This is a genomic window from Pseudomonas sp. Irchel 3H3, from assembly GCF_900187635.1.
Taxonomy (GTDB): Bacteria; Pseudomonadota; Gammaproteobacteria; order Pseudomonadales; family Pseudomonadaceae; genus Aquipseudomonas.
In genome coordinates this window covers 1-23,239 of the sequence record NZ_FYEC01000024.1, presented here as the reverse complement: position 1 = coordinate 23,239, position 23,239 = coordinate 1, and the positions used below count along the sequence as shown (strand labels likewise).

The following is a 23,239-nucleotide window of genomic DNA, read 5'->3' as shown; positions in this document are numbered from 1 at the left end:
CCGTCTGCTCACGCTGGCGCTCTAATCGACGACATTGAACTCGACCCGCGCCGTCTGCCCGCCCTCATCCAGCACGCTCAATTCAACCCGTCCAAGCTGTTCGAAAGTCGCGTTGATGCTGTCCTGGTTTGCGCTGTCACCCAGCGGTGCGCCGTTGACAAACCACCAACGCCGACCGCTGCCCCCCAATGCCGACAACTTCAGGCGCAGCAACTCCTGGCTGGCGGCCGGGCGCCGTAGTTGATCACCCTCGCGCACGCCGACGATCGACAACGGTGAGGATGCCGCCAGCAGCGGACCCGGGCAATCCGGATCGTTGGCCGGCAAGCGCGCTTCGCGCCGTTCGACCCGCGGCAACCAAGGCTCCAGCGGTGCCGGCCACAAGGCGATATCCCGGGCCACCGCCCCCGGACACTTGGCGTCGACTCGCAGCCCACGCTCGTTAACCCAGATTTTTTCCACCAGGCCCACGCCCAGGGGCTGGTCCATGGCTTGCAAGGTCGGCGGCGTGGTGCCGTCCAGGGTCCAGGCGAAGCGCTGGCGGCGGCAGTTGGGGTCGGTACGGCTCATGGGCTGTCCCAGGGGCCAGCAGATCGCAGCCACCCCGACGTTCAAGGGCACCGGCTGCACCGGGGCGCTGATGCCACGCTGACTGTCACGGTTGATCAGCACATCGTGTACCTGCAGCATCAGCGGTGCCGCCGAGGCCAGGCCAAACTGCCCGGGCACCGGGGTGCCGTCCGGGCGGCCGATCCAGATGCCGATCAGGTAACGCGGGCCGACGCCAATCGCCCAGGCATCACGAAAGCCATAGCTGGTGCCGGTTTTCCAGGCCAGCACCGGGCGCTGCACCAACTCGGCTCGCGGGTCACGGTCGGGGCGCGCCTGCCCACTGAGAATGCGCCGCACGATCCACGCCGAACCCGGCGACAGCAGCGGCCGTTCGCGCAGTTCGTCGTCGGGCTGCAGGCGGATAGTGGCGCTCTTGCCGCCACGGGCAAAGGCGCTGTAGCCGCTGACCAAGTCCTCCAGCCGGCTCCCGGCACCGCCGAGGATCAGCGACAGATTGGGCTCGGCCAGCGGCGGCAAGGCCAATGGCATGCCGCCGATGCGCATTTCGGCGGCAAAGCGTTTCGGGCCGTAGGCTTCGAGCAACTGCACCGCCGGCAGGTTCAGGGAAGTCGACAGCGCACTGCTGGCCGGCACCGGGCCGCTGAAGCCCATGGAGAAGTTGCCCGGGCGGTAATCGCCATAACGCCGGGGCACGTCCTGCAGCAGCGACTCGGAATGGATCAGCCCGGCGTCCATGGCCATGCCATAGAGGAACGGCTTGAGCGTCGACCCCGGCGAGCGCAGGGCGCTGATCATGTCGACATGGCCGAAGCGCCGGGTGTCGTTGATGTCCACCGAGCCCAGGTAGGCACGCACTGCCATGCTTTGTGCCTCGACTACCAGAATCGCCGCCGAGGTGTGCTCAGGCAGGCGCGCGCGCCAGCCCAGCAACAGGTCCTCGAGACGCCGCTGCAAATTGGCGTCGAGGGTGGTGCGAATCAGCGGCGGGCTGTGCGGGCGGTTCAAGCGGCGCGCCAACAAGGGCGCCAGGCTGGGCTCCAGGCGGGGCGCCAGCAGCAAGGGTTCCTCCAGGGCCTCGTCGACCGCCGACTGCGGCCACACGGCAAATTCACCGAGCCGGCGCAGCACCTTGTCCCGCGCTACTTGTGCGCGGGCCGGATGGCGGTCAGGGCGCAAGCGACTGGGCGCTTGTGGCAACACCGCAAGCAACGCCGCTTCGGCGTGGGTCAGGTGCTGCGGTGACTTGCCCAGATACGCCCAACTGGCGGCGGCCACGCCTTGCAAGGTGCCGCCGAACGGTGCGCGGTTGAGGTACAGGTTGAGAATCTGCTCCTTGGACAAATGCCATTCCAGCTGGGCCGTGCGCCACAGTTGCCGCGACTTGCCCAGCAGCGTCCGCGGATGGGGATCGAGCAGACGCGCCACCTGCATCGACAGCGTGCTACCGCCGGACAACACCCGACCGCCGCTCAGGTTCTGCCACGCCGCCCGGCCCAGCGCCAGCGGGTTGACCCCGGGATGCTGGTAAAACCAACGGTCTTCGTAGGTCAGCAAGGCGTCGAGGTAATAGGGCGAAACTTCGCTCGTCTGCACCGGGTAACGCCACACGCCGTTGGCATCGGCGAAGCGCCACAGCGGCGTGCCGTCTTCGGCCAGCACCACCCGCGCCAGATCGTCCTTGGGCAGGGGCAACGGCCAGAGCCGGTCGGCCAGCCACACCAGGACCACCAGCAACACCACGCTGCCCAGCAGCCAACGCCACGCCCGCTTGCACCACGAACCCAGGCGCCGCGTTAGTATTGGAAAAATCAAACCCGCAAACCTCTATGCTTCAAGGGAACTCACCCACAGATTCAACAGCCAAAGACTCAGCTCTGGCACCCACGCCCACTCTTTCATCAGGATGCACACATGCAGGTAGAAAGCTTTTTCGAATGGCTCGGCCAGGCGCTGGGGTCGGTCATCCGCTTCATCGTCGACATACTCAGCGGGTTGTTCAACACCTTGAGCCACGCTGGCGGCAACTTTGTCGAAGGGCTGTCACAGGCGCTGGGCATGGACACTTCGATCGTCAGCATCCTTGCGCTGGTGGTCGGCCTGTTGCTGCTGTACTCGGCCATCCGCGCCTTCATGCGCGCCTCGATCATCGGCGGGATCATCTGGCTGGTATTGGGGTTGTGGGTGTTGAGTTGGGTGATTCACTGAACCACCCAACCCCTCGTAGATAAAGCCGCAGCATTCAACGGCCCTTGATTACCATCTCTGGCACCGTCTCACCCACCGCCTGCCAGTTCGGCCGGTACATCGACTCCACCTGCGGCGGCGGTACACGATAGGTGCCGGGCGTGACCGCCCGTGCCAGATACAGCAGGTGCGTGGTGCCATAGCCGTCGAGGTTCAACGCTGCGACGTAACGATCGTCACGGAACTCCTGGTGCTTGAGGCTGGCGTTCTGCATCGACTCACGCCACTCCTTGACCTTGCTGCTGGCGTTTTCCAGGCTCGCAGCGCTTTGGGCCAGGTTCTGGTTTTCCAGCTCCAGGCCGGCCGGCAACAAGTCCACCACCAAGGCATCCGGCACGCGCTGCTTGGCGCTGACGGCGATATGCACCAGTACCAGGTCGCCGCTGGCCAACGCCTTGAGATCCAGCGGCTGGCCGTTCATGCCCAGGTACTCACGGCGAATGTTCAGGTTCTCGCCACCCGGTGCCGGCGCCTGCAGTGGATAACCGGAGATGGTCAGCTGTTGATAGACCGGCTCGCTGCCGGCATTGCTCAGCGTCAGCGGCGAGGCCAGCAACGGCCCTTGCAACTTGAGCCCGGGCTGGGCGTTGTTCAGCTCACGGGTTTGCGTGCCACTGCTCAACTGCGCAGTCCAGTTGGCTTCAGGCTTGCCCAGCAAACTACGGCCGGCGAGGAACAGCGAGTTGCGCTCCTGGGTCGACAGGTACGGGCTGGCAGCCAACTGGTCGGACAGCTCGAACAAGCGCTCTTCGCGCTTGCCCTTGTCCAGGTCGTATTCCTGCAGCAACGCCAGAATCAGCGCCTGGTCCCGCAGCGGGCTGCCGTAGTCGGCCAGCCAGTCGTTGGCCTTGCGTGTCGCCGCAAGCCCCGCGACCAGCGCCTGCGCGGCGCGTGGTTGATCGCCCATGAGCTGCAGGGCCACCGACAATTGCACCAGTGGCAACCCGGAACGGGCATCGCTGCGCCGCTCGAACAGACTGCGCAGCGCGCCCAAAGGTGCCTGTTGGCTGCGGGCCAATACCAGGCCGGCATAGGCCTGCACCGCAAACCGCGTGTGCTCGGCGTTTTCGCTGTAGTCGACTTCGATCAGGTTGCGCTCCTGCAGGTAACGCAGCAGGCGCTCGTTGGCTTTTTTCAGGGCATCGGCCGGCACGCCGAAACCCTGGTCGCGGGCGCGCAGCAGGAAGTCGGTGACGTAGGCTGTCAGCCAGTACTCCTCCTCCCCATCGGCGCCCCACAGGCCGAAGCTACCGTTGTAACGCTGCATGCCCAGCAAACGTTCGATGCCCAGTTCGATCTTGCGCTTGCGCGCAGCTTCCGGCTCGCCTTCCAGGCCCAGGCGTTTCAGGCTCGCCGCGTCGGCATACAGCGACGGGTACAGGCCGCTGGTGGTTTGTTCGGAACAACCGTAGGGGTAGGCCTTGAGTGCACGGATCTGCTCGCCCAGGTTCAGCGGTGGCCGGCTCGACAGGCTGAGCAAGGCTTCGCGCCCGGCCGGTTCGAACAGTGCCAGTTCACTGTCAGGCAGGCTCCAGGGTTGCTCCTTGAGTACCGCGCGATAGTGCTTGAGCAGCGCCGGATAGGCCGGCCGCACGCCCAGGGTCCACTCCCGGGTAAACGGCGGCAGGCTCTCGCCCGGCAAGTCGAGGCCGTTGACCAGCACCTTGACCTTGCCCTGGCCAAAACCACCGAGGGCGCGCAGGGGAATGCGCAAGGTGGTGCGCTGGCCCGGGGTCAACGCCACACTGTGGGCCGCCGTGTCCACCAGGGCCAGTTGGCCCTCGGTGCTCAGTTGCACCTGCAGCGTCTGCGCCTTGCCCGAGAGGTTCGACAGGTCCAGCGCCAGGCTGGTCTGGTCGCCGCCAGCGAGGAAGCGTGGCGCCGAGAGTTCGGCGATCAAGGGCGCGGCGATCACCGTCTTGGCTTCGGCCATACCGTAGCGATCGTCGGTCCAGGCCTGGGCCATCAAGCGCAGTTCACCGTTGAAGTCCGGAATATCGACACTGACCTGACCTTCACCCTGCTCGTTGAGGGTAACCGGCGCACTCTGCAGGGCGACGATGGTCACGCTGGTGTCCGGGCGTTTGCCGCCCTTGGCCAGCGCCGCATCACCACCAAAGGCCAGGCTGGCCAGACGGCCTTGGCCGGCTTCGATCAATTGCCCGTAGACGTCCAATTGGTCAGCGCCGTAGGCCTTGCGTCCAAACAGGCTGGAGTAGGGATCCGGGGTCGGGTACTCGGTGATATTGAGGATGCCGACATCGACCGCAGCCAACAGCACGTGCACTTGTTTTGGCACGCTGCCGTCGGCATTCCTGGCCTGGATCTTCACGCTCAGCGGCTGTTTGGGGCGCATTTTTTCCGGCGCACTCAGGCTCAGGCCAAGCTTGCGCTGGGTCCGATCCAGCGGCAAGTGCAGCACGCCGACCGCACGTTTGGGGGTGACGTTGGCCTTGCGCTCACCGGGACGAATCACCAGCGCGCTGACATACAGATCGTGCCGCGACCATTTCGGATCGAGCTTCACGGCAAAGCTCTTGCCCTCGGCCGGCACTTCGATTTCCTGCCACCACAGCGGGCCATCGGCCGATTCCACCAGCAGGTAGCCTTTGCCGGCCGCCGGTGGCGTTACCGTGACCGTGGCCGTGTCGCCATCGGCATAGGCCGGTTTATCCAGCGCCAGTTTCACTTGGTCCGGACGCACTGCTCCGCCTTCGGCGTTGTCCTGGGCGCGGTAGCCGGCCCAGAAGCGCAGGCTGCTGGTCACCCCGGTCTGTGGGTCTTCGACTTCCACCCGATAAGGGCCCCACTCCACCGGGAAGCTGACCTTGGCCGTGTCACCGGCCTTGATGCTCAGGGTCTCTTCGGCAAGGTTGAGGAACTTCTCGTTGAAGTGATAGCTCCAGCCATCGTTGTCCGAGTAGTTCCAGTAGTAGTCGCGGCGCTCGCGAATCAAGCGCACCTTGAGGTTGTCGGCGGCCAGCTTCTGGCCCTGGTTGTTGGCCATCAACAGTTCGAACTCGACCGGACCATCGCCGTCGGTTTCCTCGCCATCGAACAAGGCGCGCAGCCCCGGCATGCGCTCGGCCGGCCACACCGGTTGCACCACGCGCCGGGTAATCGGCCGGCCACCGGACTCCTGCAGGCTGGCCTGGACGATCAGTTGCAGCGGTGACTTGGCTTCGGCCCATTTGCTGTCGAGGGAGATCAGCACTTCGCCGTCTTCGTCCAGCGCGGTTTCCTCCAGCTCCAGGTCCTGGCTCAGTTCCTCTTCGGTCACCGAGCCGAATTGATAACCCGGCAGGCTCTTGACCGCCTCACGCAGCGGTCGCACGTAAACTTGGCCACTCAAGCGATTGCCGGCGGCCGGCGCGCCGTAGAGATAACGACCATTGACGCTGATTTGCGCGGTGTCGCCCGGTTTGATCGGTTGCTCGCTGCCTTTGAGTTCGAGGGCCAGGCGTTCGGGCAGGAAGTCTTCGACGAGAAACTCGTAGAGTTGTGGCTTGCCGTCGCCCAGGTCGAACACCAACTGCCAACGCCCGGTCGGCGCTTCGCCGGCCAGTTGCAACTGATACTGATACAGACCGGAGGCATCGGCGTCCCAGACGAACTTGCGACTGACCTGCTCGTCCGGGCGCCGCACTTCGACACTCACCGGCTGCGGCTTGACCGCGTTGCCGTCGGCGTCGCGCAGCAGGGCGTTGAGCAGCACGGTTTCGCCGGGGCGGTAGAGGTCACGCGGGCCGAACACGAAGAACTGCAATGGATGGGACTGGGGGCCGCCGATGTTGAACTCGGCCAGGTCCAACGCTGCACTGTTGAGTCGCAGCAGGCTGGTCTGCTGGCCCTGGTGGGCGAGGAGCACTTCGGCTTTTTTCGGCAGCGGCAACTGAGCGTGGCCGCCCTGCCCAGTCTTGCCCTGGCCGACCACGCGGCCGTCGCTGTCGAGCAACTCCAGGCTGACATCGTCCAGCGCCTTGCCGCCCTCCAGGGCTTGGGTGAACACATCCAGGCGGTTCTGATAGCGGTGCACCGAGAGGCCGATGTCACTGAGGGTAAACAGGGTCGCCGGTTGCGAATAGTTGTACGTGCCCGAGGCGCGCATGACCGCCAGGTAGACGCCCGGTTGCTGCAGGGGCTTGAGGCCGGCGATCGGCAACAGCAGGGTTTCACGGGTGTTACGCGCCGGGTTCAGGTCAAAGCGGCCGCCATACACCAACTCGGCCATGGGCAGCAGTTCACGGGATTCATAGCTTTGCAGGCTGTTGTTGCGCCCCCATTGGGCGAGGAACGCTGGCAGCGATTCGGATTTGATCCGGAAAAATTCGACGTCGACCTTGTCGACATTCAGGGCAATCACCGGCAGGCCTTCGGCCAGGCGCGTCGGCAGCAGACTGCCACGGCTGGCAAACCCTACGGTCGGTTGCAGGTCGCGGGTTTCCAGGCGGCTGACATATTCGCCGGTCAGCTTGGCGTCGTTGACCGCCAGCAATCCGGCATCCACCGTCAGCACCAGCTTGCGCTGCGGCTCAAGGTGACGCAGGCGCAGCTCCATCAGGTTGTCGGAAAGCTCCCACGCACCATCGACCTTGCCGCTTTTGCTGTCGACCAGGTGCAGCTTGTCGGCGAATTTCTGCTGGGGGTCCAGCGGCACCGAAAAGCTCACCGACAGGGTGCTGGCACCGTCGAGCTGGATTTCCGAGACATCCACCACGCTCAACTCACGGCCGGCGTAGCGCTGCTTCAGCGCCGCCAGGTCTTGCCCGGTGTGCGTCTTGGCGGCGCTGACCGTGGCCGCCGGTGCGGAGCTGGCCGGGGGTTGGCCGGGAGTCGATGAATCGCAGGCACTGAGCAAGGTCAGCGCAGCGGCCAGAAACAATCCTTTGTTAAGCATGGGGCACTCGTGGGCAGGAGTATCGAAGGGTTGAACTATAGCCCAAGCGCTTGCCGGGCTGGAGTGATTGACCGACGGTTGGGTGTTTGGTTCTGCGCCCGGGAGCAGATCGCCGCTGATCCCGAACCACCGCCCCTGCGGATCTGCCGCTACAATGCCGCTCGCCCAAGGAGCCTGCATGTCCACCCTGATCAACGACTGGCGCGACCGCCCGACCCATCGCCGTGTCTGGGCGCTCGCCGCGCCGATGATTCTCTCCAACCTCTCGGTGCCGTTGGTGGCGCTGGTCGACAGTACCGTGATCGGCCACCTGCCCCACGCCCACCAACTGGGCGCCGTGGCGATCGGTGCCAGCCTGTACACCTTCCTGGCCTGGGCCATGGGTTTCCTGCGCATGGGCTCCACCGGGTTCGCGGCCCAGGCCGCCGGACGCGGGGACGGCGCGGCCTTGCGCCAGATCTTGCTGCAGGGCCTGCTGCTGGCGCTGGGGCTGGCCGTGCTGCTGGGCAGCCTGGGCGTGCCACTGAGTGGCGTGGCGCTGCACTTCATGCAGCCGTCGGCGGAGCTCGAACACCTGACTCGGGAGTTTTTCCACACCCGGCTGTTTGGCTTGCCTGCGGCCCTGGCCAGCTATGCGCTGGTCGGCTGGTTCCTCGGCACCCAGAACGCCCGCGCGCCACTGGCGATCCTGCTGACCACCAACCTGGTGAACATTGCCCTCAACCTGTGGTTCGTCATTGGCCTGGAGTGGGGTGTGGTCGGCTCGGCCCGGGCGTCGGTGATCGCCGAATGGACTGGCGCCCTGCTCGGCCTGGCCATGACCCGCAGCGCCCTGCGCGCTTTTCCCGGGCATATGGCCTGGGCGGCCCTGGCGATCTGGCAAAGCTGGCGGCCGCTGCTGGCGGTCAACCGGGATATCTTCATCCGCAGCCTGGCGCTGCAGTCGGTATTTTTCATGATCACGGTGCAGGGCGCCCGACTCGGTGATGCGACGGTGGCAGCCAATGCCCTGTTGCTCAACGGCCTGCTGTTGACAGCCCACGCCCTCGATGGCCTGGCGCATGCCGTGGAGGCGCTGTGCGGCCACGCCATCGGCGCCCGTGATCGCCAGGCCCTGCGCCGTTCGCTGGTGGTGGCTTGCGGTTGGTCGTTGATCGCCAGCACTGGCTTCGCCCTGTTGTTTCTGTGTGCCGGACACCTGTTCATTGAAATGCAGACGGATATCCAGAGCGTGCGCGACACCGCTTTCAGCTACTTGCCTTACCTGGCCGCCCTGCCCCTGATTGCGGTCTGGAGCTACCTGCTCGACGGCCTGTTCATCGGCGCCACCCGTGCGCGGGAAATGCGCAACGGCATGCTGTTGACCGTGGTCATCGTCCTGCCGTTCGCCTGGGCCCTGCAAGGCCTGGGCAACCATGGCCTGTGGCTGACATTCCTGCTGTTCATGTTGCTGCGCAGCCTGACCCTGGGCGTATTCGCCTGGCACCTGCGCAACAAGGACCAATGGTTCACCGGCCACACGCAGTGAACCACCGTACTGGCGCAGACGCCGGCTTCAAGTCGGATCGTTGCGCCAGTGCTGACGCAGGCTGTCCAGGCGCTCCTGCTGAGTGCCTCCCGGCAGAACCACCTGCAATGTGGCGGATGGGTATTGCAGGCGCAGGCGCAACCAGCCGTCCAGCACCGCGTGCTCGGTGAAGCCCTGTTCCAAGCCTTCCTCGAGGCAGCACCAGATCACCCCATAATCATGTCCAGTGGCCCGGCACCACGACCAGGCATGGCGCTCCAGCAAACACGTCTGCAACTTATCCTGCTGGTGCTGGCTGAGGTTGTCTTCGATCGCCAGCTCACTTACAGCCCGGCGCGGATTGACCATCTGCTGCCAACCCAGGCTGCCCATGGCCCGATCCGCCCAGGTGCCGCCGTACCAGTACAACCGGTCGATCGGCCCCAACCAGCGGCTTAACTCACTGGCGTCGCGGGCATCGAAGAAGTAGCTGGCGGTCCAGGGGTTGTAGTAGCTCAACAGGCCCTTGTGATGCAGGCCGAAGGTCACCGTGAGCATGCGCCGCAAGTGCTCGAGCAACGGACCTGCCGACACCGAGGTCTGCAACAGGAGCCCAGGCCAGTCTTCCGGCTGATCATGGACACAATCGGCCAGCCTCGCGTGGCTCGCCAATTCGATCACCTGCGGCCCCTGCTCGCGCAACCCATGCAGGTCGGTGTTGGCAAACAACGCGTGCCGCACCGCGCCGGCAAAGCCGTGCTGCAACCGGCTGCAGGCCTGCGGTGCGGCGGGTATGTCGAGCAACAGCCATTGCGCTGTGCGAGTCAGGCTCATGCTGCACCACTCAGGCCATCACCTGTCGCCGTGCGACACACGCAGATGAACTGGCGGCAATGGCTGTAGCTGCCACCACCGGGCAGCAGGCACAGCAACACCAGCGGCTGACTGGTGCGCAGCAGGGTCAGCAAGTCCTGGGCCGCGATCGCGGGCACTTCCTCCATGGTTGCACTCGGGGTCTCGACCGTGGGCGGTTCCATGGCCTTGAGATGAATGTTCGGGCTGGACAGGCGCAAGGTTTCACCGTCGAAACTCACTTCGCTGCAACCGACCTTGAACTGCCGTTCAACGCTGGGGCCAACGGCCTGTGCCGGCCCGGGCGACACTTGCAGCTGTTGCTCGCTCCCCATGAATGCTGCCGCACTGATCTGCAGTTGCAAGCGTGCCGCAGGCGAGCCGGTAGCAGCCAGGTTATCCCCGGTCTGCAGTGGCGTGACGAGCACGCCACAGATCAAGGGCTGATCCGGATCACCCTCGGTATAGCTGACGTACACCTCCGCACCTGCCCTGAGTCCATTTATCGCCTGGACAGATAAATGCGCAGCCACCGGCAACCAGCAATGACTAGGGCGACCGCCCTCGCCCTGGTACAACCACTCCAGTTGCACCGCGATCCGCTGCTGCGCATCACGGTGTTGGCCGTCCACGTTCACCACCCAGCCGAGTTGCAGGCTGCTCATGCGCGGTTTCGCCGGCGATTCGGCTGGCACGTACGGCACGCCCCACGGAATGGCCCGCAGTCGATTGTGATAGTGCGGCACGTCGTGCTGGCTCGCGCAATGTTCGACCCGGGTGATCAACCACTGGCCAGTGCCCTCGGTGCTGGCGTGTCCGGAGCAGGATAAAAGCCGCCCCGCGCGCACTGTGGGCCGCTCGGTTGCTGCCTGCACATGGATGCCGTCCGCTTGCGCATGCACTGCAAATCGCCTGACACCGGCGGCACCTTCAACCCCGAAGCTCAGCGTCTCGGCCACGCAGTGGTGCTGCCCGCAATCGCTAAACACCAGGCAATGGCCTGCTCGGCGGTGCCGGAAGTGGTAGTCAATCGACTGCTGGCCACACAGGCGCTGGACAAACGCCAGGTCGGATTCACGGTACTGAGTGCAGAACTCCAGTGCCGGATACTCACCGCGCAATTCGAATCGGCAAGCCTGCCCGTCAATGCCGTGCTCACTCAACACCTGGGCGAGGATCTGCGGCACCGACAATCCGCTGAATACACGCTGGGTGAAGCGACGTGCCAGACAGGCCAGTCGCGGGCCCAGGGTCACACGCCAGAGGCCAGGTTGTGCTTCATCGTGAAGCGGCACCAGGCCCTGGATCTGTCCATGAGTGCCGCTGACCGCCGTGCCGAAACACAGATAGGCCGCGCGAAACATCAGGCTGGACAGGTCCAACTGGCGCTCGTCCAGGTGCAGGTCCAGCAAGAATGCATAGGGTTGGCTGATGGCTTCGCTGCCGCTTAACGCGACCACGACCAGGGGCTGGGGTTGACCCGCTATCTCCAGACGAAATGACGGCTCGTAAAGGGAATCGAACATCGGCTTTTCTCTACAGGAGGGGCGGCCGGGGATTCTCGCTGAGAGACATGGCCGAGTAGAGTGCCGAAATACAACTTGGGAAATGGACTACATGAAATGAGGAAGCACCATCGTTGATAGTGCTACACCATTAAAAATCGCTGAAAAAACTAGGAATCGCCTTACCAGACCATCCGAATTTTCCGTAAGACGCGGAACATTTTCAGACAGCCTGGTTTCAGCGGTTCGTTACCTCAGGAAGACAGGTACGAAGAACGAGTCAGGCCCAGGCGCAGTGCGTCGAGGAACTGGGTACGCTCGGCAGCGGTGATCCGCGCACTGGCGACTTTGTCGCGGTAGTGAGTCATCAGCTCTTCCGGCGACAAGTGCACGTAGCGCAGCATGTCCTCGATGGTGTCGTGGGTCTCGATCCCAGCGTGATAAACACTGCCGTCGGCATTCTGGTAGATGTTCACCGAGTCGGTGTCACCAAACAGGTTGTGCATATCGCCGAGGATTTCCTGGTAGGCACCCACCAGGAAGATCCCCAGCAGGTAGTCTTCACCGTCCTTGAGGGCATGCACCGGCAGGCTGGTCTCGATGCTCTGCTCGTCGACGTACTGCTTGATCTTGCCGTCGGAGTCGCAGGTCAGGTCTTGCAGCACGGCGCGGCGCAGCGGCTCTTCGTCGAGACGGTGCAGCGGCAGGATCGGCAGGACCTGGCCGATGGCCCAGGTGTCTGGCAGGCTCTGGAATACCGAGAAGTTGCAGATGTACTTGTCGGCCAGCTTGTCGTTGAGTTCGTCGAGCACCTGGCGGTGCGAGCGCTGACGGGCCTTCAACGAGTTGTGCAGGCGACGGCAGACGGCGAAGTAGCATTGCTCGGCCAGGGCTTTCTCGGCCAGGGTCAGCTTGCCATCGGCGTACTGGGCCGCCACGTCGCTCATGTAGTGGGTGGCGCGCCAGTAGGTTTCGGTGACCATCTCGATGTCGGTCGGACCCAGCAGGTCCACCAGCCATTGCACGGTTTCCGGCAGTGCTTCCTTGTTCTCGATCTGCGGTACGTCGTCGTTGTGTTTCTCGACGTCGGTCACCTGCACCACCAGCATGGCGTGGTGGGCGGTCAGGGAACGGCCGCTTTCGGAGAAGATGTTCGGGTGTGGCAGGCTCTGCGCGTCGCAGAATTCCTTGAGCATCCCGACCACGACACCGGCGTAATCGTCCATGTCGTAGTTGATCGAACTGGCGTTACGCGAATGCGTACCGTCGTAGTCCACACCCAGGCCGCCGCCGACGTCGATGTGGTCGACCGGCAGGCCGAGGTTGCGCAACTCGCCGTAGTAACGGATTGCTTCCTTGAAACCGTGCTGGTAGTCCGCCAGGTTGGCGATCTGCGAACCCATGTGGAAGTGCAGCAGGCGGATGCCCTGGTCCAGGCCAGCGGCGCGGAAGCGCTCGACCACCGACAGCAGTTGCGCCGCCGACAGGCCGAACTTGGATTTCTCACCACCGGTGTCCGCCCACTTGGACGAAGCCAGGGACGACAGGCGCACCCGCAGGCCGACCTGTGGCTTGACCTTGAGCGAGGCGGCTTCTTCGATCACCAGGCCGACTTCGGATTCTTTCTCGATCACGATGAATACATTGTGGCCAAGCTTCTGGCCCATCAGCGCCAGGCGGATGAACTCACGGTCCTTGTAACCGTTGCAGACGATGGTGCCGCCCTTCGGCGCCAGGGCCAGCACGGCCAGCAGCTCAGGCTTGGAACCGGCTTCAAGGCCGATGGACACATCCTGGGTAGCGATGATGTTCTCGATCACCGCTTCTTGCTGGTTAACCTTGATCGGGTACAGGGCGGTGTATTTGCTCTGGTATTCCAGGCGCTCGATGTTCGCATCGAAGGCGCCGGTCAACTGACGCACGCGGTCTTGCAGAATGTCCGGAAAACGGACCAGCAACGGCAAGGACAGGCCACTTTTGCGCAACTGGTCGACTTGCTCGAACAGGTCGATAGGCGAGCTGTTCGGACCGTTCGGACGAACTTCGACGCGACCGGCGTCATTGATCGCGAAATACCCGGCCCCCCAATGGCGAATCCCGTAAACACTGCGGCTGTCCGCAACTGTCCATTGGCTGCCATCGTCTTTGCGTGTGCGTCGTACGGACATCGAAGTCCCCTATAAATGAAGTCAAAGAGCGCCACCCGGGTTGAGGGCTGGCGCAGCTTAAAGAATGAAAATGACGATTAGCCTGCAACGAGGGGATAGACCTCGAATGCAGCCCTGAGTTTAGAAACCGGTCAGAACAGGCTCTGTGAAAACCATGGAGACGCTGCCGACGCTGATCGGGATCAGGCCTGCGTCAAGTCGGAGTGGTCTTCACAGAGGCTGCTAGCCGCCGGATTTCTTCGCTTTGAAACCGTGCTTGATCAGCTCTGCCAAGAGTAGCTCGACATGATCGCCCTGGATTTCGATGACCCCGTCCTTCAACGCGCCGCCGGTACCACAGCGTTTCTTCAACGTCGTGGCCAGGTCCTTGAGCGCGTCTTCGGCCAGCGGTACGCCGCTGATGGTGGTCACCGTCTTGCCGCCACGGCCCTTGCTTTCGCGGCGCACGCGCGCGATGCCATCACCGGCCGGGATAACGGTTTGTTGGCAGATACAGGCTGCCACGGGCTGACTACAGTCCGGGCAATGTCGACCTGCGTCGGTGGAAAATACCAGGCCACCAAGGGCGGCGAAGGATGCGGCTTTTTTGGCCACCGGCAATCCTCTTGGGAGGACAAAGACTGGTCGCAGCCACGTTGGCACGGGCTATCGACCGCGAAGCCCCACTCAGGCAGGGGCAGCGCTACTGGAACGGTACAACCCTGTAGGAGCGAGCTTGCTCGCGATGGACGTCAACGATAACGCGCGGCATCAGGCAGCACGTGTCGTCCATGCATTTTTCGCGAGCAGGCCGCAAGCGGGCACTCGCAAGCGGGCACTCGCTCCTACAAAAGGTCGCGCAGTGTAACGACAAAAAGCTCACTTGCTAAGAGCCAATCGGCGCCAATTTATGCATCTTTTGCGACGTCGATGCCGCGCGCCCGCAGATAGCGTTTCAAGGCCGCCAAAGAGTCCGGGCAGTAAGGCTTATCGCTGATTTCCTGCATGACCTGGGCAAGGGGGATAAAACGCGCCTGCAGCACCTCTTCCGGCTGCAGTATCAAGGGCCCGTCCCAGACCGCCGAAAACGCCGCACACCACAGGCGGCTGTCGGTGTCCTCGAAGAAAAAATGGTCGTGGGCGGTCAGTTCCACCCCGCTCACCCCCAATTCCTCCGCAAGCTCCCGGGCCGCCGACTCGGCGTAGCTTTCATCGGCACCGACCATGCCGCCGGCCGCCACATCCCAGAATCCGGGATAGAGCGCCTTGCTGAAGGTGCGCTGATGCACGCACAACTCACCGCTGGAGTTGAACAGCATAATGTAGGTGCCGCGCCCGATCAGCCCGCGCTCGCGCAACTCTGAGCGCACCAGTGAGCCGAGCAGGTGGTCCTGCTCGTCGACCCAGGCGATCTGCTCGGCATCCGAGGCCGCACGGTGCGCGGCCTCCCGGGCTTGATCAACCATGACTCAGCCCTGGTTGAGCAGCTGACGCAGGTCGATCACCGCTGCGTTGGCCCGCGAAATGTAGTTGGCCATGACCAGCGAGTGGTTGGCCAATGGACCAAAACCGCTGCCGTTGAGGATCATCGGGCTCCAGACTGGCTCCTGCGAGGCTTCCAGCTCACGAATGATCTGGCGCACGCTGACGGTGGCGTTCTTCTTGGCCAGGACATCGGCAAAGTCGACTTCGATCGCCCGCAGCAAGTGCGACAGGGCCCACGCCTGGCCGCGCGCCTCATAGAACACGTTGTCGATCTGCATCCACGGGGTTTCCACCACTTCCTCGTCGACCTGCGGCACCTGGCCTGGGGCCACGACTTCGGTTTTCAGCGAGGTGTTCAGCTTGACCCGGCCGACACTGGCCGACAGGCGTTGCGACAGCGAACCCAGGCGGGTGCCGACATCGCCCAGCCAGTTGTTCAGGTTGTCGGCGCGGGCATAGAACAGCGCGTTCTTTTGCGAAGGGTCCGACAGGCGCGCCTGATAGCGGGTCAGGGAGTTGATGCCTTCCTGGTATTCCGACTCACTGGAAGGCAGCACCCAGCTCTTGTTGTCGAAGTTGAAGCGCGGCTCGGCCTTGGCCAGGTCGGCGTCTTCAGCCGACTGCGATTGCGAGCGGGCAAAGTCTTTGCGCAGGGCCCGGGTCAGGTCGCGGACCTGTACCAGCACTCCGTATTCCCAGCTCGGCATGTTGTCCATCCACAGGCCCGGCGGGAACCGGTCGTTGGAAATGTAGCCGCCTGGCTTGTTCAGCAAGGTACCGGCCACCGACTTCAGGGTTTCCACCGTGGTGTAGCCGACGACCATCTGCTTGCCGTCTTTCTCGGCGGCGATCTGGGCGTTCTGCTGGACCGGGAACAGCGCAGGCTCCTCGCTCCAGTACCAGCCCAGGCCGATGGTCACCAGCAGATACAGACCGATCAGCGTAGCCAGCGCACGGCTGAACAGCAGGCCACCCAGATAGCTGCGGGTGTCCGACTTGGGTTCGGCGGCGCGCTCGGGCGCGCTGCCTGCACGGTTCTTCCAGTCCAGCATGGCGATATCCTTTCAATCACTTGAGTTCATCGGTTCGACCACAACCCTACTCCATCGTGCCTCGCCAGCAGCGGATTAATCCTGCCCTGGCACGGCGCCGCATGTGTGGCGGTCGAGCGAGCACTATAGATGAAGCAGAGCCACGAGCCTACGAGACCGGTCGGTCATAAACTGAATGGAGTCGCTTTGCACAATATTGACTAGCGACACTCATGCAACTGGAAAGTGGTGCTAGCATAGAGCCACCACTCGACCTCAGCATGCACCCTCACTAGTAGTCAGGATATGACCGAGCCAGAAGACCCCAGCCGTGAGCGCCTCAAGCAGCACTTTGCCCAGCGGGTAATTCATCAGGCACGTCAGATTCTTGAGATTTGGCAGCGCCTGCAAGGCAGTGAGTGGTCGACAACCGACCTGGCGGAGCTCAGCGAAGCCAACCTGCGCCTGCTACGTTTCGCCGAGCGCTTCGAACAGCCCGAACATACCCAGTTGGCCCACGGCATCAACCAGTCCCTGCAGGCCGTCGACGCCAATCGTGGACGCTTGAGCAGTGGCCTGATCAGCGACCTCAACCGCTTGATGCAACGCTTGTCGCGCACCGGCCTGCGCCAGGGCGACCAGCTTGAGCAAACCTATCTGCCACCCTTGCGCAAGCCGGTGTATGTGCTGCTGCAGGATCACGACCGTGCCGAACGCCTGGCCAAGCAGCTGGAGTTTTTTGGCCTGAGTGCCCAGTCCCTGGATAGCGTGGCGGCGTTTCGCGCGGCGATGGTCGAGCGCCTACCGAGTGCGATTGTCATGGACGTCGATTTCGAGGGCCCGGGCTTGGGCCTGCAACTGGCGGCCCAAGCCCAGGAAGGCCTGGAGCACAAGCTGCCGCTGCTGTTTTTCAGCCTGCTGGAAACCGACACGCCGACGCGCCTGGCCGCGGTCCGGGCCGGCGGCCAGGAGTTCCTCACCGGCACCCTCGAGGCCTCGAGCCTGCTGGAAAAGATCGAAGTGCTGACCTGCATCGCCCAGTACGAACCCTACAAAGTGCTGATCATCGACGACTCCCGCGCCCAGGCCATGTACACCGAGCGCCTGCTCAACAGTGCCGGGATCATTACCCGCACCTTGATCGAGCCGATCCAGGCCATGGCCGAGTTGGCGGACTTCCAGCCCGACCTGATCATTCTCGACATGTACATGCCGGCCTGCACCGGTACCGAACTGGCCAAGGTGATCCGACACAACGACCGTTATGTCAGCGTGCCGATCATCTACCTGTCGGCCGAGGATGACCTGGACAAGCAACTGGACGCCATGAGCGAAGGGGGCGACGACTTCCTGACCAAGCCGATCAAGCCGCGCCACCTGATCACCACCGTGCGCAATCGCGCGGCCCGGGCCCGCAACCTCAAGGCGCGCATGGTCCGCGACAGCCTGACTGGCCTGTATAACCACACCCATATCCTGCAACTGCTCGAAGACTGCAGCTTCCGCGCCCGCCGCGAGAACAAGCCCTTGAGTTTTGCCATGCTCGACATCGACCACTTCAAGCGGGTCAACGACAGCCACGGCCACCCCATGGGCGACCGGGTGATCAAGAGCCTGGCGCTGTTTCTCAAGCAACGCCTGCGCAAGACCGACTTCATTGGTCGTTATGGCGGCGAAGAGTTCGCCATCGTCATGCCCGACACCGATATCGAATCGGCCTACAAAGTACTCGAGCAGATCCGTCGACGCTTTGCCGAGATTCACTACCCAGCCCAACCGCAAGACCTGTGGTGCACCTTTAGCGCCGGCGTGGTCGACCTGAGTGAAGACAGCGACAGCCTGATGATGGCCAGCCAGGCAGACGAAGCCCTGTATCGCGCCAAGGCGGCAGGTCGCAATCGGGTGCAGGCTGCGCAGCAATCAAGGCAAAGTGCCACTTTTTCCACGGAAACCACCGATTTGGTCATAACGCTGTAATACGAACGCAATAACTTCGGGCGCTTACCATTCTGTCGTCGGTAGAAACCTGATGCGCCTGAAGTGGCTGACCAATCTCAATACCCTGCTGTTAGTGGCGGTGTGCCTCGCACTCGGCACCACTTTGTGGTGGTCGCAAAAAGCCCTGGAACGTCCTTATCTGTTGATGGAGCGTTACCTGGGACTCTCCCAGCAGTTCCAGAACCAAGTGGCACGCAAGATCGAAGACTACCTGCAAAGCGGCGACGCCTTGCGCCTGAGCAGCGCCACCCAGGCGATTACCACGCTGCAACAAGGCCTGGATGAAATGCCCCCCGAGCTGGCGCAAAGCCTGCGCCCAAGCCTGGCCAGCCTCGAGGTGTTCAGCAGCACCGAACTGCTAGCGGCGGGCAAGCTGGCTGGCGATCCACAAGCGCTGCTGCTGCAAGCGGAACGCGAACTGGGGGCCAGCCTGGAGCAACTCGGCCAGTACGCCACCGCCAGCCCCGGCCCGGAATCCGCCGCTTACTTGCCGGCGTTGCTGGCGGCGGCCCAACACCTGAGCAAGCTGTCCCTGGCCCGGGACAAATTGGTGAGCAGTGGCCGCAGTGAGTTGGCGGTCGATGTCGAGCGTGAAGTGACCAACATCCGCAGCCAGGCCGGCCTGATCGACGCCTTGCCATTGCTCGGCGTGGCGAGCAGCCAGGCGTCGAACAGCGACGACTTCGCCTCGATGATGGGCCTGCAAGGCAACGAACAAACGGTCGCCGAAGATGCCGGCACCGGCTACAAGCGCGAATTGGCCAGCCTGCTCGCCCGCTACCCGGCTGAACTGGCCCGAACCCGCGAACAGATCCGCCAACGCAGCGAACTGAGCGCCGCCACCCACCTGAAAATCGACGCAGTGCAGCAGGCCATCGCCGGGCTGGAGCCCGCGGTGCGCGCTCAGCATGGGCAGATTCAAGGCGAAGTGCGCTTGATCCAGGGCGCGATGATCGGCCTGATTCTGTTGATCGCCCTGCTGATCGACACTCTGCAAAGACGCCTGGCACGAGTCCTGAGCAACCTGGCACCGGCCTTGTCGACCTGGGCCGAAGGGGATTTCAGCGCCGACATCCACTTGGGGGCGACCAACCGTGAACTGCACGACATCGAGGAATCGCTCAATCGCCTGCGCGCCTACCTGGTGGATCTGGTGGGCACCATCCGGCGCAACGCCGAACAAGTCGCCGGCAGCAGCCGTGTGCTGGCCGAACTGAGCAACGAACTGCACAGCGGTGCCGAGCATCAGGCTGGCGACACCGCGCTGATCCGCGACTCCCTGGGCGAGCTGGAAGCCACTATCGTGCAAGTGGCCGGCGATGCCAGCCAGGCGGCCGACGCCAGTCGCCATGCGGGCCTGGCAGTCGCCCACGGGCAGCAGGTGATCGGCATGAGCCTGACCGGGCTACACGCGCTGGTCGACGAGGTCCAGGGCAATGCCCAGATGATCGAGCACCTGGCCGAGGAGTCAGCGACCATCGGCGGCGTGCTGACAGTAATTCGCTCGATTGCCGACCAGACCAACCTGCTGGCCCTGAACGCCGCCATCGAAGCCGCCCGCGCCGGGGAAATGGGCCGTGGTTTTGCAGTGGTCGCCGAGGAAGTTCGCTCCCTGGCCCAACGCACCGCCGGCGCCACCGCCGAAATCCAGACCCTGATTGCCGGCTTGCAACAGGCGGCGCGCTTGTCGGTGGACGGCATGCGCGCCCAGGTCGAGCACGCCGAGGCCACCGCCAGCCAGGCGCAGGCGGCTGACGGCGCCCTGGATAAAATCGTCGATGCGATCCAGACCATCGCCGACACCGCCGTGCGCATCGCCGATGTCACGGCCCAGCAAAGTGGCGCGGTCAGCGAAATCCGTGATCACAGCGAACGCATTCATCAACTGGGCGGGGACAATCTGCTGCGCATTGGCCAAGGGCGCAGCCAGGGCGAGAACCTGTTGGTGCTGGGCGGGCAACTGCATACGGCAGTGCAGGCCTTTCGTGTTTGAGCGACCTGTTGCAGGCGCTTCGCCTGTCGCCGGGACTTCGCCGAACGTGCAGCCAACTTGAATGACCAGATTTAATCAGTTGGTCATATACTTCGCGCAATCATCGGTAATCGTGCTGGCTATTGCAGAGAACTGGACAGTCACATTTGCTTTGCGGCATAGTCGCCGGGTTCTGATAACTACGCATAGATCACAAGGAACAGCAGATGGCGACCCTACTGGTGCTGCACGGCCCCAACCTGAACCTGCTCGGCACCCGCGAACCGGGCGTCTACGGGGCTATCACCCTGGCCCAGATCAATCAGGACCTGGAACAGCGGGCACGTAACGCCGGCCATCATTTGCTCTACCTGCAAAGCAACGCCGAGTATGAATTGATCGATCGTATTCACGCAGCTCGTGTCGAGGGCGTGGACTTCATCCTGATCAATCCAGCAGCTTTTACGCATACAAGTGTCGCATTACGTGACGCGCTGCTGGCGGTGAGCATCCCATTCATCGAAGTGCATTTGTCTAACGTGCACAAACGCGAACCTTTCCGCCATCACTCTTACTTCTCCGACGTAGCGGTGGGAGTGATCTGCGGCCTTGGCGCCAGCGGTTATCGACTGGCCCTGGAGGCCGCCCTGGAACAGCTTGAAAGACCGGCAACGGCTTGAACAACAAGCGTTAAACGCCCCTGACCGACCCTTGGGAGTTGATGATTCATGGATATCCGTAAAGTTAAGAAACTGATCGAACTGCTGGAAGAGTCCGGCATCGACGAGCTCGAGATCAAGGAAGGCGAAGAGTCCGTACGTATCAGCCGCCACAGCAAGACTCCAGCCCAGCAGTACTACGCTCCGGCGCCAATGGCTGCACCTGTTGCCGCCCCGGTTGCTGCAGCGCCTGCTGCTGCCGCTGCACCTGCCGCTCCGGCCGCACCCGTGCTCAACGGCACCGTGGCCCGCTCGCCAATGGTAGGTACCTTCTATCGCAAGTCTTCGCCGACTTCGCCGTCCTTCGTTGAAGTAGGCCAAAGCGTGAAGAAAGGCGACACCCTGTGCATCGTCGAAGCCATGAAGATGATGAACCACATCGAAGCTGAAACCAGCGGTGTGATCGAATCCATCCTCGTTGAAGACGGCCAGCCGGTTGAGTACGACCAACCGCTGTTCACCATCGTTTGAACCGCGGAGTGCCTTTGATGACTGCGAAGTTGGAAAAAGTCCTGATCGCCAACCGCGGTGAAATTGCCCTGCGGATCCTGCGCGCCTGCAAAGAGATGGGTATCAAGACCGTCGCCGTTTACTCCAAGGCCGACAAGGAGCTGATGCACCTGGGCCTGGCAGACGAATCCGTTTGCATCGGTCCGGCATCGGCCGCGCACTCTTACCTGCACATCCCGGCAATCATCGCCGCAGCCGAAGTGACCGGCGCTACCGCCATTCACCCAGGCTACGGGTTCCTCGCGGAAAACGCCGACTTCGCCGAACAGGTGGAGAACTCCGGTTTTGCCTTCATCGGCCCGAAAGCTGAAACCATCCGCCTGATGGGCGACAAGGTTTCGGCCAAGCACGCCATGATCGCTGCCGGCGTACCCACCGTTCCAGGCTCCGACGGCCCGCTGCCCGAAGACGAAGAAACCGCTCTGCGCATCGGTCGCGAAGTGGGCTACCCGGTGATCATCAAGGCCGCTGGCGGCGGCGGTGGTCGCGGCATGCGCGTGGTGCATAAAGAAGAAGACCTGATCTCCTCGGCACAACTGACCCGCTCCGAAGCAGGCGCGGCGTTCGGTAACCCGATGGTCTATCTGGAAAAATTCCTGACCAACCCACGTCACGTGGAAGTCCAGGTGCTTTCCGATGGCCAGGGCCACGCCATCCACCTGGGTGACCGCGATTGCTCGCTGCAACGTCGCCACCAGAAAGTTCTCGAAGAAGCGCCGGCACCGGGCATCGACGAGAAGGCTCGCCAGGAAGTCTTCGCCCGCTGCGTCAAGGCGTGCATCGACATCGGCTACCGTGGCGCCGGCACCTTCGAGTTCCTGTACGAGAATGGCGCGTTCTATTTCATCGAAATGAACACCCGCGTTCAGGTTGAGCATCCGGTTTCGGAAATGGTCACCGGTATCGACATCGTCAAGGAGATGCTGAGCATCGCCGCTGGCAACAAGCTGTCGTTCACCCAGGATGACGTGGTCATCCGCGGTCACGCGCTGGAGTGCCGGATCAACGCTGAAGACCCGAAAACCTTCATGCCGAGCCCGGGCACGGTCAAGCATTTCCACGCGCCAGGCGGCAACGGCGTTCGCGTCGATTCGCACCTGTACAGTGGTTATGCCGTTCCGCCGAACTACGACTCGCTGATTGGCAAGCTGATCACTTACGGGGCAACCCGTGACGAAGCCATGGCGCGCATGCGCAATGCGCTGGACGAAATCGTGGTTGACGGGATCAAGACCAACATCCCGCTGCACCGCGACCTGGTCCGCGATGAAGGCTTCTGCAAAGGGGGCGTGAACATTCACTACCTCGAGCACAAGCTGGCGGGCGAGAAGCACTAAGCTTCGAAGCTGCACCTGACAAAGCCGCCTTTGGGCGGCTTTGTTGTTTCTGCACCATCCACCTTGTGGGAGCGGGCCGGGCGGCGCTCCGCTTGCCCGCGATGAGCATAGGTATCTACACAACTGTGGTGCGACGTTGCACCTGTGGGCCGACCGGGGTGTTGGATTAGACCGAGTGCATATCCATTTTTGCGGTAACGGCCTCCTATGGTTCCGCCTGACGGCGGCTCACTTTTGAACAGCGCAAAAGTAAGCAAAACGCTTTTACCGGTATGACTCACCCTCATGGGTTACAAATCAGTTCACGCACATAGGTAACAGTTTTTAACTAGCAGGGTCGATTTCGCGAGGATCTGACCATGCCCTGGAGAGAGCTGAAACCTATGGATCGAAAAGTGATGTTCATCGCTGCCTATCTGGCGGACAAACACACCTTCAGCAAGCTGTGCAGTGACTACGAGA

At 63.0% G+C, this 23,239-nt stretch carries 15 protein-coding genes and 1 pseudogene; 8 read left to right on the top strand and 8 right to left on the bottom strand.

Going from position 1 to position 23,239, the window contains the following annotated elements; translation table 11 throughout:
- Window positions 1-21 precede the first annotated feature (21 nt).
- The gene (pbpC, locus tag CKW24_RS21530) at window positions 22-2,358 is read right to left on the bottom strand and encodes a peptidoglycan glycosyltransferase PbpC (RefSeq protein ID WP_095170233.1); all 2,337 of its coding nucleotides are present in this window, start codon (window positions 2,356-2,358) and stop codon (window positions 22-24) included.
- Between the two features lie 126 nt (window positions 2,359-2,484).
- Between pbpC and CKW24_RS21525 the strand changes: the two genes are divergently transcribed.
- Window positions 2,485-2,778: a hypothetical protein gene (locus CKW24_RS21525; protein WP_095170186.1), complete on the top strand. Its 294-nt coding sequence runs from the start codon at window positions 2,485-2,487 to the stop codon at window positions 2,776-2,778.
- Window positions 2,779-2,812: 34 nt separating this feature from the next.
- On the opposite strand, the gene CKW24_RS21520 is transcribed toward CKW24_RS21525, so the two are convergent.
- Window positions 2,813-7,714 (bottom strand): alpha-2-macroglobulin, encoded by a 4,902-nt coding sequence (locus CKW24_RS21520; protein WP_095170185.1) that lies wholly within the window; start codon window positions 7,712-7,714, stop codon window positions 2,813-2,815.
- A 178-nt stretch (window positions 7,715-7,892) separates the two neighbouring features.
- On the opposite strand from CKW24_RS21520, the gene CKW24_RS21515 reads away from it, so the two are divergent.
- The gene (locus CKW24_RS21515) at window positions 7,893-9,242 is read left to right on the top strand and encodes an MATE family efflux transporter (protein ID WP_095170184.1); all 1,350 of its coding nucleotides are present in this window, start codon (window positions 7,893-7,895) and stop codon (window positions 9,240-9,242) included.
- Window positions 9,243-9,269: 27 nt separating this feature from the next.
- Here the strand turns inward: CKW24_RS21515 and CKW24_RS21510 are convergent, their stop codons facing one another.
- The 6 genes from CKW24_RS21510 to CKW24_RS21485 all read right to left on the bottom strand — a co-directional run bounded on the left by CKW24_RS21510 (window position 9,270) and on the right by CKW24_RS21485 (window position 16,262).
- Complete coding sequence (locus CKW24_RS21510) at window positions 9,270-10,055, bottom strand: DUF4123 domain-containing protein (protein WP_095170183.1); 786 nt, start codon at window positions 10,053-10,055, stop codon at window positions 9,270-9,272.
- Window positions 10,052-11,599, bottom strand: coding sequence for a type VI secretion system Vgr family protein (locus CKW24_RS21505; RefSeq protein ID WP_095170182.1), 1,548 nt, complete (start codon window positions 11,597-11,599; stop codon window positions 10,052-10,054). Before CKW24_RS21505 ends, CKW24_RS21510 begins: the two co-directional genes overlap by 4 nt.
- A 233-nt stretch (window positions 11,600-11,832) precedes the next feature.
- Complete coding sequence (gene speA / locus CKW24_RS21500) at window positions 11,833-13,746, bottom strand: arginine decarboxylase (RefSeq protein WP_095170181.1); 1,914 nt, start codon at window positions 13,744-13,746, stop codon at window positions 11,833-11,835.
- A gap of 222 nt (window positions 13,747-13,968) precedes the next feature.
- Window positions 13,969-14,340 (bottom strand): translation initiation factor Sui1, encoded by a 372-nt coding sequence (locus CKW24_RS21495; RefSeq protein ID WP_095170180.1) that lies wholly within the window; start codon window positions 14,338-14,340, stop codon window positions 13,969-13,971.
- A gap of 293 nt (window positions 14,341-14,633) precedes the next feature.
- Complete coding sequence (locus CKW24_RS21490) at window positions 14,634-15,191, bottom strand: NUDIX hydrolase (RefSeq protein WP_095170179.1); 558 nt, start codon at window positions 15,189-15,191, stop codon at window positions 14,634-14,636.
- A 3-nt stretch (window positions 15,192-15,194) separates the two neighbouring features.
- Entirely contained in the window at window positions 15,195-16,262 is a 1,068-nt protein-coding gene (locus tag CKW24_RS21485; RefSeq protein ID WP_095170178.1) for a DUF2333 family protein, read from the bottom strand.
- Between the two features lie 285 nt (window positions 16,263-16,547).
- Between CKW24_RS21485 and CKW24_RS21480 the strand changes: the two genes are divergently transcribed.
- The 6 genes and pseudogenes from CKW24_RS21480 to CKW24_RS28720 form a co-directional block, all read left to right on the top strand.
- Complete coding sequence (locus CKW24_RS21480; protein WP_095170177.1) at window positions 16,548-18,218, top strand: PleD family two-component system response regulator; 1,671 nt, start codon at window positions 16,548-16,550, stop codon at window positions 18,216-18,218.
- A 1,465-nt stretch (window positions 18,219-19,683) separates the two neighbouring features.
- Window positions 19,684-20,232, top strand: a complete 549-nt coding sequence (locus CKW24_RS28725; protein WP_371917604.1) for a methyl-accepting chemotaxis protein — start codon at window positions 19,684-19,686, stop codon at window positions 20,230-20,232.
- A gap of 206 nt (window positions 20,233-20,438) precedes the next feature.
- A complete protein-coding gene (aroQ, locus tag CKW24_RS21470; RefSeq protein WP_095170175.1) occupies window positions 20,439-20,891 on the top strand; it encodes a type II 3-dehydroquinate dehydratase in 453 nt (150 codons plus the stop codon).
- Window positions 20,892-20,939: 48 nt separating this feature from the next.
- Complete coding sequence (gene accB, locus CKW24_RS21465; RefSeq protein WP_095170174.1) at window positions 20,940-21,401, top strand: acetyl-CoA carboxylase biotin carboxyl carrier protein; 462 nt, start codon at window positions 20,940-20,942, stop codon at window positions 21,399-21,401.
- A gap of 17 nt (window positions 21,402-21,418) precedes the next feature.
- Window positions 21,419-22,777: an acetyl-CoA carboxylase biotin carboxylase subunit gene (gene accC / locus CKW24_RS21460; protein ID WP_095170173.1), complete on the top strand. Its 1,359-nt coding sequence runs from the start codon at window positions 21,419-21,421 to the stop codon at window positions 22,775-22,777.
- Window positions 22,778-23,136: 359 nt separating this feature from the next.
- A pseudogene (locus CKW24_RS28720) lies at window positions 23,137-23,239 on the top strand (helix-turn-helix domain-containing protein); the annotation flags it as partial.

What these genes read in the sequence shown, in the direction of transcription:
- accC (WP_095170173.1), top strand. Translation starts at nt 21,419, where the DNA reads ATGACTGCGAAGTTGGAAAAAGTCCTGATCGCCAACCGCGGTGAAATT.
- CKW24_RS21505 (WP_095170182.1), bottom strand. Translation starts at nt 11,599, where the DNA reads ATGTTCGATTCCCTTTACGAGCCGTCATTTCGTCTGGAGATAGCGGGT.
- CKW24_RS21520 (WP_095170185.1), bottom strand. Translation starts at nt 7,714, where the DNA reads ATGCTTAACAAAGGATTGTTTCTGGCCGCTGCGCTGACCTTGCTCAGT.
- CKW24_RS21485 (WP_095170178.1), bottom strand. Translation starts at nt 16,262, where the DNA reads ATGCTGGACTGGAAGAACCGTGCAGGCAGCGCGCCCGAGCGCGCCGCC.
- CKW24_RS28725 (WP_371917604.1), top strand. Translation starts at nt 19,684, where the DNA reads ATGATCGAGCACCTGGCCGAGGAGTCAGCGACCATCGGCGGCGTGCTG.
- CKW24_RS21525 (WP_095170186.1), top strand. Translation starts at nt 2,485, where the DNA reads ATGCAGGTAGAAAGCTTTTTCGAATGGCTCGGCCAGGCGCTGGGGTCG.
- CKW24_RS21510 (WP_095170183.1), bottom strand. Translation starts at nt 10,055, where the DNA reads ATGAGCCTGACTCGCACAGCGCAATGGCTGTTGCTCGACATACCCGCC.
- CKW24_RS21515 (WP_095170184.1), top strand. Translation starts at nt 7,893, where the DNA reads ATGTCCACCCTGATCAACGACTGGCGCGACCGCCCGACCCATCGCCGT.
- CKW24_RS21480 (WP_095170177.1), top strand. Translation starts at nt 16,548, where the DNA reads ATGACCGAGCCAGAAGACCCCAGCCGTGAGCGCCTCAAGCAGCACTTT.
- CKW24_RS21490 (WP_095170179.1), bottom strand. Translation starts at nt 15,191, where the DNA reads ATGGTTGATCAAGCCCGGGAGGCCGCGCACCGTGCGGCCTCGGATGCC.
- aroQ (WP_095170175.1), top strand. Translation starts at nt 20,439, where the DNA reads ATGGCGACCCTACTGGTGCTGCACGGCCCCAACCTGAACCTGCTCGGC.
- accB (WP_095170174.1), top strand. Translation starts at nt 20,940, where the DNA reads ATGGATATCCGTAAAGTTAAGAAACTGATCGAACTGCTGGAAGAGTCC.
- speA (WP_095170181.1), bottom strand. Translation starts at nt 13,746, where the DNA reads ATGTCCGTACGACGCACACGCAAAGACGATGGCAGCCAATGGACAGTT.